General features: G+C 48.1%; 11 protein-coding genes. All 11 read left to right on the forward strand.

Going from position 1 to position 16,026, the window contains the following annotated elements; genetic code table 11:
- Positions 1–371 precede the first annotated feature (371 nt).
- The gene (locus tag ACFQ1X_RS10085) at positions 372–1,379 is read left to right on the forward strand and encodes an ABC transporter substrate-binding protein (RefSeq protein ID WP_379082400.1); all 1,008 of its coding nucleotides are present in this window, start codon (positions 372–374) and stop codon (positions 1,377–1,379) included.
- Positions 1,372–2,364 carry a FecCD family ABC transporter permease gene (locus ACFQ1X_RS10090; protein WP_144841222.1) on the forward strand — a complete coding sequence of 331 codons (993 nt, stop codon included), beginning with the start codon at positions 1,372–1,374 and terminating at the stop codon, positions 2,362–2,364. The genes ACFQ1X_RS10085 and ACFQ1X_RS10090 overlap by 8 nt, the downstream gene beginning before the upstream one ends.
- 1 nt (position 2,365) lies before the next feature.
- Positions 2,366–3,832, forward strand: coding sequence for an adenosylcobinamide amidohydrolase (locus tag ACFQ1X_RS10095; protein ID WP_379082404.1), 1,467 nt, complete (start codon positions 2,366–2,368; stop codon positions 3,830–3,832).
- 186 nt (positions 3,833–4,018) lie between these two features.
- Entirely contained in the window at positions 4,019–6,163 is a 2,145-nt protein-coding gene (locus ACFQ1X_RS10100) for a (Fe-S)-binding protein (RefSeq protein ID WP_144841220.1), read from the forward strand.
- A gap of 469 nt (positions 6,164–6,632) precedes the next feature.
- Positions 6,633–7,826: an acetyl-CoA C-acetyltransferase gene (locus ACFQ1X_RS10105; RefSeq protein ID WP_144841219.1), complete on the forward strand. Its 1,194-nt coding sequence runs from the start codon at positions 6,633–6,635 to the stop codon at positions 7,824–7,826.
- A gap of 2 nt (positions 7,827–7,828) precedes the next feature.
- On the forward strand, positions 7,829–8,680 hold the full coding sequence (locus ACFQ1X_RS10110; RefSeq protein WP_144841218.1) for a 3-hydroxybutyryl-CoA dehydrogenase: 852 nt from the start codon (positions 7,829–7,831) through the stop codon (positions 8,678–8,680).
- 17 nt (positions 8,681–8,697) lie between these two features.
- Entirely contained in the window at positions 8,698–9,834 is a 1,137-nt protein-coding gene (locus ACFQ1X_RS10115) for an acyl-CoA dehydrogenase (RefSeq protein ID WP_144841217.1), read from the forward strand.
- Positions 9,835–9,850: 16 nt separating this feature from the next.
- Positions 9,851–10,990: an acyl-CoA dehydrogenase gene (locus tag ACFQ1X_RS10120; RefSeq protein ID WP_144841216.1), complete on the forward strand. Its 1,140-nt coding sequence runs from the start codon at positions 9,851–9,853 to the stop codon at positions 10,988–10,990.
- Between the two features lie 14 nt (positions 10,991–11,004).
- Positions 11,005–11,649, forward strand: a complete 645-nt coding sequence (locus tag ACFQ1X_RS10125; protein ID WP_144841215.1) for a TetR/AcrR family transcriptional regulator — start codon at positions 11,005–11,007, stop codon at positions 11,647–11,649.
- Between the two features lie 3 nt (positions 11,650–11,652).
- The gene (gene icmF, locus ACFQ1X_RS10130) at positions 11,653–14,904 is read left to right on the forward strand and encodes a fused isobutyryl-CoA mutase/GTPase IcmF (RefSeq protein WP_144841214.1); all 3,252 of its coding nucleotides are present in this window, start codon (positions 11,653–11,655) and stop codon (positions 14,902–14,904) included.
- A 506-nt stretch (positions 14,905–15,410) separates the two neighbouring features.
- The gene (gene rpoE, locus ACFQ1X_RS10135; RefSeq protein ID WP_144841213.1) at positions 15,411–15,980 is read left to right on the forward strand and encodes a DNA-directed RNA polymerase subunit delta; all 570 of its coding nucleotides are present in this window, start codon (positions 15,411–15,413) and stop codon (positions 15,978–15,980) included.
- Positions 15,981–16,026: the final 46 nt, after the last annotated feature.

A 16,026-nucleotide genomic window follows, 5' to 3' on the forward strand; every position in this document is an offset into this window, starting at 1 on the left:
CATAGAAAAGCGACCGCGCCCGTTAAGCTCTGAAAGGCATAAGACGATCTGGCGAAGCGGCGTCTTTCCAGCCGCACAGCCAGAATGGCTTATGACCCGAAGAGCGGGGCCGCGGGGGTCTGGACATAGAAAAGCGACCGCGCCCGTTAAGCTCTGAAAGGCATAAGACGATCTGGCGAAGTGGCGTCTTTCCAGCCGCACAGCCAGAATGGCTTATGACCCGAAGAGCTGGGCCGCGGGAGTCTGGACACCGGTTGCTTGGAGAAAGTGCATTACCTTTATAAAAGATAAGAGGTTCAACCCCGAATCAGCGGCCCCCCTCCGCTGATTCGGTGCTGAACCGCAAACAAAACATATTGGAGGAAAACAACATGAAGAAATTTTGGAAATTTGGTTTGAACGCTGGATTGGCAGCAGTATTGCTCGCAGGATGCGGCGGAGAAGACGCGGTAAATGAAGAACAGGAAACACCGGAAGAAACACCGGAAGAAACACCGGAAGAAACACCGGAAGAAACACCGGCAGAAGTTGCGGAAGCGGAATTTCCCGTGACTTTGACGGATGCTCTCGGTGATGAAGTCGTAATCGAAGAAGAGCCGCAATCAATCGTATCGATGGTTCCATCGACCACAGAGATTTCTTATGAATTGGGTCTTGGAGACAAAATGGTCGGTTTGTCCGATTTTGATAATTATCCGGAAGAAACGGCCGATGTGGAAAAGATCGGCGGCCAGGAATTTAACGTTGAAAAAGTCATCAGCCTTGAACCGGACCTCGTCATTTCCCATGAATCCGGCATCAGCACGTGGGAAGGCGGCTTGCAGCAATTGCGCGATGCCGGAATAACGGTCTACGTTGTTAATAATGAGACAAGTTTCGAAGAAGTCTATGATTCCATTACCGTAATCGGTCAGGCCACAGGTGCTGTCGAAGAAGCGGATGAACTGGTTGCTGAAATGCAGGCACAGGTGGATGAAATTGTCGAACAGGCTGAAGCTGTGGAAGATGAAAAGACGGTCTTTGTGGAAGTTGGCAGCGAGCCTGATATCTATACAACCGGCAGCGGAACTTTCATCGATGAGATGCTGTCGATGATCAATGCAGAAAATTTGGCCGGTGATCAGGAAGGATGGGTCATCATGGATCCGGAAGCAATCGTCAGCGGCAATCCGGAAGTAATCGTTACAACAGAAGGCGCTTATAACCCGGAAGCAGTCGATCAGATCAAACAACGCGGCGGTTTTGCGGAAGTCACTGCGGTGCAGGAAGACGCAGTCTTTAATTTGGACTCCGATGCTGTCACCCGTTCCGGCCCGCGCTTGACTGAAGGCTTACTGGAATTGGCACAGGCAGTTTATCCTGAGGTTTTCAGTGAGTAAAAACTGGTTGGCCTATACTGTTTCTTTCCTGTTACTGGGAGGGGCAATATTGCTGGGGCTGACAGTCGGCACGGTGTCCATATCACCAGTGGCTCTGTGGAATCCCTCTTCGGATGAAACAGCCGCCAACATCCTATGGAACATCCGCATGCCCCGCGTCGTTCTTGCAGGTCTGGTGGGGGCGGCGCTGGCGATTGCCGGCGCCGCTTTTCAGGGTCTATTGAAGAATCCGCTTGCAGACCCCTATACACTGGGTGTTTCTTCCGGGGCATCGGTGGGGGCGGTCATGACCTTGTTTTTCGGAATCTCCATACCGTTTTTAGGCAGTTTCACTTTGCCGGTCATGAGTATGCTCGGTGCATTGCTGACTATGCTTGCGGTTATCTCATTTGCCAAAATGGTGGACCGCTCGATGAAGATGGAAACAGTCATTTTAACAGGAATCATCTTCAGTTCATTTCTCGGCTCGATCATCTCCCTGATGATTGCGTTAACCGGGGAGGAGCTTCGCCAAATTATCGGCTGGCTGCTCGGCAGTGTATCAATGCGGGGCTGGCCATATGTGCAGATGTCTCTGCCTTTCATATTAATCGGTTCTTTCCTGTTATGGCTGAACCGGCGCGAGTTAAACGCAATGCTGTTCGGCGAAGAGCGGGCACGGCATTTGGGGGTTGACGTCAAAAGAAGAAAAATGGTTATTCTGATCGGTGGATCTGTTTTGACCGGAGCGGCCGTTGCCGTTTCCGGAACCATCGGCTTTGTCGGCTTGGTGGTGCCCCATATCACCCGTCTGCTGTGGGGTTCGGACCACCGGCATCTGCTGCCGCTGTCGTTCATTAACGGAGCAGCGTTATTGATCGTCTGCGACCTGGTGTCACGGACCATCATTTCCCCGACGGAATTGCCGATCGGAGTCATCACCGCATTTATCGGTGCACCGGTATTTGCCTACGTGTTTTTCCGCCAGCGAAAAGGAGTGGCTTGATATGCTGAAAGTGAATCATTTGAGCGGCGGCTACGGTGATAAGAAAATTGTGAACGACGCCACCTTTACGGTGAATGAAGGCAAGATCCTTGGAATTTTAGGCCCGAACGGCAGCGGCAAATCAACGCTGATGAAGTTGATGAGCGGAATCCTTGAACCCGTTTCCGGGTCGGTCGAGATTGATGGAAAAGATTTAAACGATTACGCAACGAAAGAGTTGGCCAAAAAAATGGCTGTTCTGCCACAGTTGCATGCTCATGCTTTTTCACATACGGTCAGGGAAACTGTCTCGCTCGGCAGGTATCCGCATCAGCGAGGCTGGTTTTCTTCCTGGTCAGCAGAAGATGAAAGAGCCGTGGTTGAAGCGATGGAATTGATGGATATCAGCCGCTACGAACATACGCCGATCGACCAGATGTCCGGTGGAGAGCAGCAACGCGTCTTTGTCGCACAGGCTTTGTCTCAGGATGCGTCGATCCTGCTATTGGATGAGCCGACGAATCACTTGGACATTAATCACCAAAAGGAATTGCTGGACACCATCAAACGGCAGGCGATTGAAAAAGAGCTCACCATCGTGTCGATTTTCCATGATATTAATTTGGCTTCAATGTATTGCGACAAATTACTGCTGCTCGATAGAGGCAGTATTGCCGCCATAGGTGAACCGCATGAAGTGGTTAAGGAAAAAGAAATCAAAGCCGTCTATGGAACAAGAGTCGCGACTCATCCACATCCCGAACTGCCGAAGCCCCAGATCACCCTGATGCCGGGGATCGACCGGCAGGCACTTGAACAACGCATCACCAAAGAAGATTTTTCCGTTTCTCCGGAAATGGTGTTATATCGCAGCGATGCGCCGTTAAAAACCGTTTCTTCCGCGGTCATTAATGCCGGCTCCGGCTGGTTCACAACATTCATGAACCGCCGGGTTGACGAAAACTACAGAGTGGATGATACGGTTGAAGAATTAACTTCTTTTATTGAAGCGAAAGGTTTTAAATCGACTGATACGGTCGCGATGATGACAGCAGTGGATGTCGGTCAGGTCGTTCTCGAAACCTGTGAATTTGATGGCGGCTCGATTGTCGTCGCTGTAACGGCAGGTGCCGGGAATGGAACCGACGTGTCGCTGACCCATTTAAAGGACCGGAAAAAAAGGGTTGGCACTGTCAACACCTGGATTTTTGTCAACGGAACATTGGCGGAAGAGGCATTTCTTCAGGCAATGATGACTGCGACAGAAGCGAAAACGAAAGCTTTTCAAGATGAGAATGTAATCGACCCATTCACCGGTACCGTTGCAACGGGTACGCCCACGGACAGTCTTCTTGTCGCCGCAACGCAGCAGGGCAGCAGTTTTCAATACGCCGGACCCATTTCGGAACTTGGCCGACATATCGGAAAAACTGTTTTTGAAGCAACCACTGAAGCAATTCGGAGGTATCGTAACCAGGCACCGCATTGAGCGGTGCTTATTTTTATGGCAAGAAAAATGAGTGTTCCAAATGAAATATATGAAAACCCTTTCAATAGAACTATTGACTGAATGCTCATTCATATTTTAATATAGAAGTAAGCATCGACAATCGATGGGAGTTCACGTAAACTTTGGATAAGGATTTTATGGAATATATTTTAAGGGGGAATCTCAATGGAGCCATTACTCATTGCAAACTGGATCTTATTCCTGGCTGTGACGATATACGCAGTTTATCTATTCGTTTATTTGTTGAAGTCACGTTACGATTACATCCAGCTTGGTAAAAAAGTGGAGTTTGAGGACAATTTCAATGAACGTGTCCGCAAAGTCATGGTCAACGTTTTTGGTCAGAAAAAATTATTGAAGGATAAGAAAAGTGGAACCATCCACGTCATGTTCTTCTACGGATTCCTATTAGTTCAGGCGAGTGCCATTGATTTCATTATCAAAGGCTTGTCGCCAGGTTCGCATTTACCGTTGGGACCGCTTTATCCCGCATTTGTGTTTTTCCAGGAAATTGTAACGTTAACAATTCTGGTGGCAGTAGTATGGGCATTCTACAGACGTTATATTGAAAAATTGGTTCGTTTGAAACGCGGCTGGAAATCTGGTCTTGTACTGATTTTCATCGGCGGTTTGATGGTGACAGTCCTTGTCGGCAATGGTGCCGGAATGGTTTGGCAGGATCACCCGACAGCCTGGACGGAGCCTGTAGCCTCTGTATTCGCTATGGTTTTCGCAGGCCTTTCTGAAACAGTTGCCGCAACGATCTTCTATATTATGTGGTGGGCACATCTATTGTTCCTGTTGACATTCCTTGTTTATGTACCACAATCAAAACACGCTCACCTGATCTTCGGACCGGTCAACACCTGGTTCCACCGTACCGATCACGTCGGCCGCTTGAAGCCGATCAATTTTGAAGAAATGGAAGAAGGCGATGATGATGACCCTGATGCCATGCCTTCATTCGGTGTCGGAAAAATCACCGACTTTAACCAGGGGCAAATGATTGACTTCTACGCTTGCGTGGAATGTGGACGATGCACGAATATGTGTCCTGCAACCGGTACAGGGAAAATGCTGTCACCGATGGACCTGATTACAAAACTTCGTGATAATTTGACGAACACGGGTGCAGTAATGACCCAGAAAAAACCGTGGGTGCCTGCAATGGCATTCGGCAACACGCAAGGAAACCAGCTGGCAGTGGCTGCCGGCGCTGAAGGCATCTCAATCGATGATCTTTACAGCCCGAGCCTGATCGGCGACGTCATCACAGAAGAAGAAATCTGGGCTTGTACGACTTGCCGTAACTGTGAAGACCAATGTCCGGTTATGAACGAGCACGTTGATAAAATTATCGACCTTCGCCGTTACCTGGTTATGACTGAAGGGAAAATGGACAAAGATGCTCAGCGCGCGATGACAAACATCGAAAAGCAGGGTAACCCTTGGGGCCTTAACCGCAAAGATAAAGAAAACTGGAGAGATGCACGTGAAGACGTTCATATCCCGACTGTCAAAGAAATGAACAAAGCCGGAGAAGAATTCGAATTCCTGTTCTGGGTCGGTTCAATGGGCTCATTCGACAGCCGCTCTCAAAAAATTGCTCTTTCATTCGCTCGTCTGATGAACGAAGCGGGAGTGAAATTCGCAATTCTCGGCAATAAAGAAAAGAACTCCGGAGATACACCGCGCCGTCTCGGTAACGAATTCCTGTTCCAGGAACTTGCGACAGCGAACATCAAAGAGTTCGAAAAAGCGGATATCAAGAAAATCGTTACAATTGATCCGCACGCATACAATATCTTCAAAAACGAATATCCTGATTTCGGCTTCCAGGCTGAAGTCTACCATCACACCGAAATGCTGTTTGAACTATTGCAGCAAGGCAAGCTGAAACCGCAATACGCGGTCAATGAAAAGATTACGTTCCATGATTCCTGCTACCTCGGCCGCTATAACGATGTTTACGACGCACCGCGTGAGATCCTGAAATCGATCGAAGGCGTTGAACTTGTTGAAATGGTCCGTAACCGCCAGGATGGAATGTGCTGTGGAGCCGGTGGTGGATTGATGTGGATGGAAGAAGATGCCGGACACCGCGTCAACGTGGCGCGCACCGAGCAGGCACTCGAAGTAAGTCCTACAATGATTTCTTCCGGTTGCCCGTACTGCCTGACAATGCTGTCAGACGGAACCAAAGCGAAGGAAGTTGAAGAAACTGTAGGCACATACGATGTTGCTGAACTTCTTGAAATGTCCATCTTCGGCAATGAAACACCGATGCCGGAAGAAACTGCGGTTCATTAATTATTGCTTATATCATGAAAATTCTATAAGATGAAAGATAAGAGGAGGGAGTGTAAAAGCTCCCTTTTTTCATGACTGCTTATCGAGCGAGCGTTCAGTCAACGTTATAGGCGAACGACATTCGCCTATAACGTTTGCCTCGAAGCTAGTGAGGCAAAGCCGAACGATGCAGAGGCAATGTTTTGCGACGAAGCTAGCGAAGCGATGCAGGAGCAAGTGTTACCAGTCTCAAACTCTAGAAGCAGTAATAAACTCGAAGCTAGTGAGGCAAGTTTGGTTAATACCTCTATACTCAATTTTTATCAGCGATTTTTAACCGTTTATCAGCGATTCCGCTTTTTATCGTCGATTTTAACCCTTTTATCGTCGATTTTTCGGAGTTTATCGTCGATTCTTAGGAATAAGGGGTCACAAACTATATTTTTTTAAATAAAATGCAAACGTTTACAAAATGGGAGGAGAATTTATTATGGCAAAAACAGTTATCATCGATGGCGCACGTACAGCATTCGGGAAATTCGGAGGCGGCTTGAGCTCATTGACGGCCAGTGACCTCGGCGCGGCCGCAATTAAAGAAGCGATGAACCGTGCTAAAGTTCAACCGGAAGATGTCCAGGAAGTCATCATGGGCAACGTGCTGCAGGCCGGTCAGGGCCAGATTCCTTCAAGACAGGCTGCCTACAAAGCTGGTATCCCTTACAACGTGAAATCGGAAACAATCAATAAAGTATGTGCATCCGGACTCCGTTCAGTGACGCTTGCAGATCAGATCATCCGACTTGGCGACGAAGATTTAATCGTTGCCGGTGGAATGGAATCGATGTCGAACGCGCCTTATTATATGCCAAAAGCCCGCTGGGGACTTCGCATGGGTGATGCGCAAATGATCGACGGAATGGTTCATGACGGTTTGTCGTGTTCATTCCACCCGGACAAAGTTCATATGGGGACTTACGGAAACTCTACAGCAGAAGAGCACGGCTTAACACGGGAAAAACAAGATGAATGGTCTGCCCGTTCACATGAACGCGCACTCAAAGCGAAAGACCATTTTGCTGAAGAAATCACACCGATTGAAGTGAAGCAGCGTAAAGGCGATCCGATCAAAGTTGAAGTGGACGAAGCGCCGCGCGAAGGAACAACTGCAGATTCACTCGCAAAACTGAAACCCGCATTCGGCAAGGACGGCACGATTACAGCAGGGAATGCACCAGGAATCAACGACGGGGCGGCAGCACTTATTCTGATGAGTGAAGAGCGCGCACAAAAAGAAGGTAAAACACCTTTGGCTTATGTGCTGTCTCACACAGAAGTTGCGGTTGAACCGCATCGTTTCCCGGAAACGCCAGGTCTTGTCATCAATGAATTATTGAAGAAGACTGGCAAATCATTGGAAGAAATCGACCTTTTCGAAATTAATGAAGCTTTTGCTGCAGTCGCATTGGCAAGTTCGAAAATCGCCGGCTTGGATGCTGAAAAAGTGAATGTCAACGGCGGATCCGTTGCACTTGGCCACCCGATTGGGGCAAGCGGCACACGGATTATCCTTACGCTCGCATATGAGTTGAAACGCCGCGGCGGCGGAATCGGCATCGCGGCTATCTGCTCGGGTGGCGGACAAGGCGACGCTATCATGATTGAAGTTCCGAAGGAGGCAAAATAAGAATGGCAATTCAAAACGTAATGGTGATCGGAGCCGGCCAAATGGGCTCCGGCATCGCGCAAGTCTGCGCACAGGCAGGATTTAATGTGAAATTGAATGATATGAAACAGGAAGCATATGAGCGGGGAATAGGCAATATTACGAAAAACCTTTCGCGCAGTGTCGAAAAAGGGCTTATGACCGAAGAAGAAAAAACAGCTGTCCTTGGCCGCATCACTTCCTCACTCGATTTGAAAGATGCACATGACAGGGACATCGTCATCGAAGCAGCAGTAGAAAACATGGAAGTCAAGCACACCATTTTCAAAACACTTGATGAAGTGGCACCGAAGCACGCAATTCTTGCGACCAACACGTCTTCATTGCCGATTACGGAAATTGCGGCAGCGACGAACCGTCCGGAGCAAGTGATTGGCATGCATTTCATGAACCCAGTACCGGTGATGAAGCTGGTTGAAATTATTCGCGGTCTTGCGACAACGGATGAAGTTTATAAAACAATTGAAGAAATGACATTGAAATTATCGAAGACTCCAGTGGAATGCAACGACTTTCCTGGCTTTGTTTCCAACCGGATCCTGATGCCGATGATCAATGAAGCGGTATTCACGCTGCAAGATGGCGTCGCGACAAAAGAGGCGATTGACAGCATCATGAAGATGGGGATGAATCATCCGATGGGCCCGCTTGAGCTCGCTGATTTTATTGGCTTGGATACATGTCTCTACATTATGGAAGTTCTGCACGAAGGTTTTGGCGACAGCAAATATCGCCCGAGCCCATTATTGCGCCAGTACGTGAAAGCCGGTTGGCTTGGCAAGAAAACAGGACGCGGATTCTACGAATACAATTAATCAAGGAGGAACCCGCTATGGATTTGCATTTTACAGATGAACAAATAATGATGCGCAATATGGTGCGCGATTTTGCAAGAGAAGAAATTACGCCTTTTGTCGAAAAGATGGAAGCAGGCGAATTTCCCCGGGAAATATTGAACAAAATGGCCGGACTTGGCCTGATGGGAATAACAGCCCCTGAAAAATACGGCGGCTCGGAAATGGATTTTACATCTTATATCACAGCAATCCATGAGTTATCGAAAGCGAGCGGCGTCATCGGCGTCATCCTGTCTGTCCATACTTCAGTCGGAACAAATCCGATTTTAAATTTCGGTACGGAACAGCAGATAGCAAAATATGTTCCGAAACTTGCGAGCGGTGAATACCTCGGCGCGTTCTGTTTGACAGAACCATCTGCCGGTTCAGATGCCGGAAGTTTAAAAACGAGAGCTGTGCGTGAAGATGACGAATATGTGTTGAATGGTTCAAAAGTTTACATCACGAACGGTGGAGAAGCTGATACGTACATCGTTTTCGCTTCGACAAAACCGGATGCAGGCTCAAGAGGCATTTCAGCTTTCATTGTAGAAAAGGATTATCCGGGCCTTATCATCGGAAAAGACGAAAGAAAGATGGGTCTTCACGGTTCAAGGACTGTACAGCTAACGTTCGACAATATGCGGGTGCCGGCAGAAAATCTGCTGGGCCAGGAAAATAAAGGATTCAGCATCGCCATGTCCAACTTGAATGTCGGCCGCATTGGCATTGCCGCGCAGGCACTCGGGATTGCTGAGGCCGCTTATGAATACTCGGTTGCCTACGCGAAAGAACGGGAACAATTTGGCAAGCCGATCGCGCAGCAGCAGGGCATCGCCTTTAAACTGGCCGATATGGCGACGCAGGTTGAAGCCGCGAAACTATTGGTCTATAACGCGGCCAGTCTTTATTCCGAAGGCAAGGATTGCAATAAAGAAGCGTCGATGGCGAAATTATTCGCGTCAAAAGCGGCGATGGACATTTCGATTGAAGCGATCCAGGTTTATGGCGGATACGGCTATACGAAAGATTATCCGGTGGAGCGGCTGTTCCGAGACGCGAAAGTGACGGAAATCTACGAAGGCACAAGTGAAATTCAACGAATCGTTATCAGCAAGCAATTATTAAAATAGCAGGGGGAAAATGACAATGAATTTTAAATTAAGCGAAGAACATGAAATGATCCGTAAAATGGTGCGCGATTTTGCAAACAAAGAAGTGGCACCGACTGCAGAAGAGCGTGACGAAGAAGAACGTTTTGACCGTGAGATTTTCGACCAGATGGCTGAACTTGGCCTGACTGGCATTCCGTGGCCGGAAGAGTACGGCGGAATCGGTTCCGATTATCTGGCCTACTGCATCGCTGTGGAAGAATTGTCACGGGTTTGTGCATCGACCGGCGTAACACTTTCAGCACATACGTCACTTGCCGGCTGGCCGGTATACACATTCGGAACAGAAGAACAGAAACAAAAATATCTTCGTCCGATGGCGGAAGGCAAGAAGATTGGCGCATACGGCTTGACTGAACCAGCTTCCGGCTCTGATGCTGGCGGCATGAAAACAAGTGCCAAAGAAGACGGCGACCACTACATCCTTAACGGTTCGAAAATTTTCATCACAAACGGGGGCATTGCGGACATCTATATCGTTTTCGCAGTAACTGATCCGAATTCAAAACAGAAAGGGACAACTGCTTTCATCGTAGAAAGTGATTTCGAAGGATTCTCGGTCGGCAAGAAAGAGAAGAAACTCGGCATCCGTTCAAGCCCTACAACTGAAATCATTTTTGATAACTGCCGCGTGCCAAAAGAAAACATGCTTGGCGAACTTGGTCAGGGCTTTAAAATCGCGATGCAGACGCTTGACGGCGGCCGCAACGGCATCGCTGCACAGGCAGTTGGAATTGCACAAGGTGCGATGGACGCTGCAATCGGCTATGCGAAAGAACGCGAACAATTCGGTAAGCCGATTGCCGCTAACCAGGGGATTTCATTTAAATTGGCGGATATGGCGACTTCGATCGAAGCTTCACGCCTGCTGACTTACCAGGCTGCATGGCTCGAATCGAATAAATACTCGTACAGCAAAGAATCCGCAATGGCGAAATTGATGGCCGGCGATACAGCGATGAACGTCACTGTTGAAGCGGTTCAAGTATTCGGTGGCTACGGCTATACGAAAGACTATCCAGTCGAACGCTTTATGCGCGACGCGAAAATTACGCAAATCTATGAAGGCACACAGGAAATCCAGCGTCTGGTCATTTCCCGTATGGTCACTAAATAATCGGAGGCAGGCCTATGAATGAAAAGCGTGCAATACAGTCTTCCGTTAAAGATGAAAGCCTGATCGAAAAGCGCCGGGCGCAAATGATCCGCGGTGCTGTCACGCTTTTTAAAGAAAAGGGCTTTCACCGGACAACGACAAGGGAAATCGCGAAAGCGGCCGGATTCAGCATCGGCACTTTATATGAGTACATCCGCACTAAAGAAGATGTCCTTTATCTGGTTTGTGACTCAATCTATGATGAAGTGCATTCGCGCCTCGCCACGATTGATATGGAAAATGGCTCTTGGGAAGTGCTGGTCACGGCGCTCGAGCATTATTACGGTTTAATCGATGAAATGCAGGACGAATTTGTCGTCATGTATCAGGAGTCGAAATCGTTGCCGAAAGATGCACTGGAGTATGTACTGGAAAAAGAAATGGAAATGGTTTCGCTGTTTCAGCGTCTGTTGACGGAATGCGCCGAGCGGGGACAGGTGAACCTGGCGCCGAAAGAAATTGTTTTGGCGTCCCATCATTTATTCGTCCAGGGCCAGATGTGGGCATTCCGCCGCTGGGCTCTGCGCGATTTCACCATTGAAGAATTCATCACGATGCAAACGAAGTTCCTTCTGCAGGGGATGGCAGGAGAAAAAATCTCGATAACAGGGGGCTACTAATAAATGGCTACAATCCAGGAAACAAAAACGTATCAGCCAATAAACCATATCCGTTTTGTAACGGCATCCGCGTTGTTTGACGGCCACGATGCGTCCATCAATATTATGAGAAGAATCTTGCAGGCGACCGGTGTGGAAGTGATCCATCTCGGACATAACCGTTCAGTGGAAGAAGTCGTCAATGCTGCAATCCAGGAAGACGTGCAGGGAATCGCGATTTCATCTTATCAGGGCGGCCACGTGGAATATTTCAAGTATATGCACGATTTACTGCAGGAAAAAGGTGCTCCCCATATCCGTATCTACGGCGGAGGCGGTGGGGTCATCCTGCCGCGCGAAATCAAAGAACTTCACGACTACGGCATTGCCCGAATTTTTTCTCCGGAAGACGGCCGTAAAAAAGGCCTGCAGGGAATGATCACCGAAATCGTCGAGGAATGTGATTTCTCGACTGTCAAAGATGAATTGACAGTAGAAAACCTGTCCCCTGAAAATCCGGTGACCGTGGCAAACTTGATTACTGCTGCTGAAGAAGCGCATACACGCGGGGGCGACACAGCTGATTTAATGGAAATGGTGAGACAAGGCTCGAAAAATACGCCAGTTCTTGGCATCACAGGAACAGGCGGAGCGGGAAAAAGCTCCTTGACGGATGAATTGATCCGCCGCTTCCTATCTGAACTGCCAGGCAAAAATATCGCTGTCTTGTCAATCGACCCAACCAAACAAAAAACGGGCGGGGCGCTGCTCGGCGACCGTATCCGCATGAATGCCATATTCAATAAACGAGTCTTCATGAGAAGTCTTGCAACGCGTGGCTCACGCACCGAACTGTCCGCAGCGCTCGGTGATGTACTTGACGTGGTCAAAGCTGCCGGTTTCGACCTGATTGTTGTGGAAACGAGCGGAATTGGACAAGGCGATGCTGAAATCGCCAACTTCTCGGACGTTTCAATGTACGTCATGACAAGCGAATTTGGGGCGCCTTCCCAGCTCGAAAAAATCGATATGATCGATTATGCAGATTTGATTGTCATCAATAAATTTGAACGCAAAGGTTCTGAAGATGCATTGCGCCAGGTGCAAAAGCAATTCCAGCGCAGCCATATGCGTTTTAATGACGATCTGGACAAAATGCCTGTCTATGGCACGATTGCAAGCCAGTTCAACGACAAAGGGACCAACTCCCTGTTCGCGGCATTGGTCACAGCCGTCAATGAAAAATGCGGCACTGACTGGGAAACGGATTATGAAAAATTCGCTAAAACCCAAAAAGAGAACTTGATCATCCCGAATGATCGCCGTTATTATTTGCGTGAACTGACGGATACTGTCCGCGGCTATCATGCGAAGTCGAAAGAGCAGTCCGATTTTGCACGCCGTCTCTTCCAGTTGGAAGGTGCCATCGACGAAGTGAAGAAAAATTCACCCGATGATGCATTGGTCAAATCGCTTGAATCACTTGCAGACGGCATTCGCGATCAATTGACGAACGAATCGAAACGCATTCTTGAAAACTGGGATGCGCTGAAAGAAGCCTATACAGGCGACGAATTCGTTACGACTGTCCGCGACAAGGAAATCCGCACGATTTTGCGTACAGAAAGTCTGGCTGGTATCAAAGTGCCGCGTGTTGTATTACCGAAATTCGTTGACTACGGTGAAATCCTCAGCTGGGTTTACGCAGAAAATGTACCGGGTTCATTCCCTTACACGGCAGGTGTATTTCCATTCAAACGGGCTGGAGAAGATCCTAAACGCCAGTTTGCGGGTGAAGGAACACCGGAACGCACGAACCGGAGATTCCATTATTTGTCAAAAGATGATGATGCAAAACGTCTGTCGACGGCATTTGATTCCGTAACGCTTTACGGTGAAGATCCTGATCACCGCCCCGATATTTACGGAAAAGTCGGCGAATCAGGGGTTTCCATCTGTACACTAGATGATATGAAAAAATTATATGACGGCTTTGACCTTTGTGCGCCGTCCACTTCCGTTTCCATGACAATTAATGGCCCAGCTCCGATCATCCTTGCGATGTTCATGAACACGGCAATCGATCAGCAAGTCAAAAAACGTGAAGAAGAACTTGGCCGCACATTGACGGTCGAAGAATTCACGGAAGTCCGTGAAGCAACGCTGCAGGTGGTCCGCGGAACGGTACAGGCCGATATCCTGAAAGAAGACCAGGGACAGAACACGTGCATCTTCTCTACAGAATTCGCGCTACGTATGATGGGCGATATCCAGCAATACTTTATCGACCATAAAGTACGCAATTATTATTCCGTGTCGATTTCGGGCTACCATATTGCCGAAGCCGGCGCGAACCCGATTTCGCAACTTGCTTTTACCCTGTCGAACGGCTTCACTTACGTGGAATATTATTTGAGCCGCGGCATGAACATCGATGACTTTGCACCGAACTTGTCGTTCTTCTTCTCGAACGGCCTGGATCCGGAATATACGGTTATCGGACGGGTGGCAAGACGCATCTGGGCAATCGTTATGCGCGATAAATACGGTGCCAATGAACGCAGCCAGAAACTGAAATACCATGTTCAGACATCCGGCCGCAGCCTGCACGCACAGGAAATCGACTTCAACGATATCCGTACCACGCTTCAGGCATTGATGGCGCTGCAGGATAACTGCAACTCGCTTCATACAAATGCATACGACGAAGCCATCACGACTCCGACTGAGGAATCCGTGCGCCGCGCAATGGCGATCCAGATGATCATCACGAAAGAGCATGGCTTGTCGAAAAACGAAAATCCTCTGCAGGGTGCATTCATCATTGAAGAGATGACGCAGCTTGTGGAAGAAGCGGTAATGCAGGAATTCGACCGCATCAACGACCGCGGTGGCGTTCTTGGCGCGATGGAAACACAATATCAGCGCGGCAAGATCCAGGAAGAATCGATGCATTATGAAATGAAAAAACACACGGGCGAATTGCCGATCATCGGAGTCAACACATATTTGAACCCGAATCCGCAATCGGACGATGACATCAACGCGATGGAAATCGCCCGTGCCACAAAAGAGGAGAAAGAAGCTCAGATCGATAAACTGCGTTCTTTCCAGGAACGCAATGACTCGGACGAAGCTCTTGAGCGCTTGAAACAGGCCGCTAAAACAGGCGGCAACATCTTTGAAGAATTGATGGAAACTGTCAAAGTCGCCAGCCTCGGCCAAATTACCACAGCATTATACGAAGTCGGCGGCCAATATCGCCGCAATATGTAAGTATTTAAATGAAAAACCCGTTTGCATTCCGTGCAAACGGGTTTTTCATGTGGGAATTGATATAGAATGGCTCGGAATTCATTGTTTGGGGCGGTTTTAATTAATTTGTGTGCGATTAGAAGAAATTTGTGTGCGGTCAGCCTTTTCGGCAGCCAAGTCGGAAAACTTTCCATCTTAAGCTTGAAATAGCTTGAAATTACCCGTAACGCTATTCGATAAATTCAGGAAACTCAGTTATAATAGAAGGAAACTGTCCGCGGGCTATAAAGGATGTTTTAAACCATGCCGAAATATGCAAATTACCTGATAATTATTATCTGTATCATATTGACCGTTTTCCTGTACAATAGAGCACTGGGTTCTATTCCTCTGATCATTCTGTCGCTCTACCTGTTCTATTATGGGTGGAAGGAATTGGGGAAAAGAAAAAACAAGTCACGGTAGCGGACTGCAGAGACTTTGTATATAATGAATTAAGTTAAGAGAGAAGAAGGGACGTGGGCTAATTGAAATTACGTGAATTATCCAAAGAAGAACTGATCGAAGAGTCGTTTGTCGACTTAACATATGCATTACTGGCTGAAACCCATGAAACAAAAACCTATCCGGAAATTGTCGAGGAAATCGAGAAATTGCTGGGTCTGTCAAAAGAAGATATGAAAGCGCGCCTTGTGCAATTTTATACGGACATGAACATTGACGGACGCTTCCTGATTCTTGGCGAAAACCGTTGGGGCCTTCGCGAATGGTATCCAGTGGAACAGATCGAAGAAGAATCTGCGCCAACTGTCAAAGCCCGCAAGAAGAAAGCAAAAGTTGCGGATGATGAAGAATTTGAGGACATGGACCTTGAAATGGAAGATGAACTTGATTTCGATGATTTCGACGAGGACGAAGAAGATGAGGACGTCACGCCTAAACTCGGCGAGGAAGTGGAAGTCATCGACTTTGATGCTGAAACGGACGAAGATGAGGATGACGAAGAAGATGTGGATGTACTGGTCGAGGACATTGATGGCAATATCATCGATGAAGAAGACGACGAAGATGAAGACGAAGAAGAAGAGTCCAAGTAATCAGAACATTTTTTTACCTTGACTTTAATCGCTGTACTGGATAAGA

It is taken from the genome of Metaplanococcus flavidus (assembly GCF_042675885.1).
Classification (GTDB): domain Bacteria; phylum Bacillota; class Bacilli; order Bacillales_A; family Planococcaceae; genus Planococcus; species Planococcus flavidus.

Coding starts and splice junctions, on each gene's coding strand:
- ACFQ1X_RS10100 (WP_144841220.1), top strand. CDS start 4,019: ATGGAGCCATTACTCATTGCAAACTGGATCTTATTCCTGGCTGTGACG.
- ACFQ1X_RS10125 (WP_144841215.1), top strand. CDS start 11,005: ATGAATGAAAAGCGTGCAATACAGTCTTCCGTTAAAGATGAAAGCCTG.
- ACFQ1X_RS10085 (WP_379082400.1), top strand. CDS start 372: ATGAAGAAATTTTGGAAATTTGGTTTGAACGCTGGATTGGCAGCAGTA.
- ACFQ1X_RS10095 (WP_379082404.1), top strand. CDS start 2,366: ATGCTGAAAGTGAATCATTTGAGCGGCGGCTACGGTGATAAGAAAATT.
- ACFQ1X_RS10120 (WP_144841216.1), top strand. CDS start 9,851: ATGAATTTTAAATTAAGCGAAGAACATGAAATGATCCGTAAAATGGTG.
- ACFQ1X_RS10105 (WP_144841219.1), top strand. CDS start 6,633: ATGGCAAAAACAGTTATCATCGATGGCGCACGTACAGCATTCGGGAAA.
- ACFQ1X_RS10115 (WP_144841217.1), top strand. CDS start 8,698: ATGGATTTGCATTTTACAGATGAACAAATAATGATGCGCAATATGGTG.
- icmF (WP_144841214.1), top strand. CDS start 11,653: ATGGCTACAATCCAGGAAACAAAAACGTATCAGCCAATAAACCATATC.
- ACFQ1X_RS10110 (WP_144841218.1), top strand. CDS start 7,829: ATGGCAATTCAAAACGTAATGGTGATCGGAGCCGGCCAAATGGGCTCC.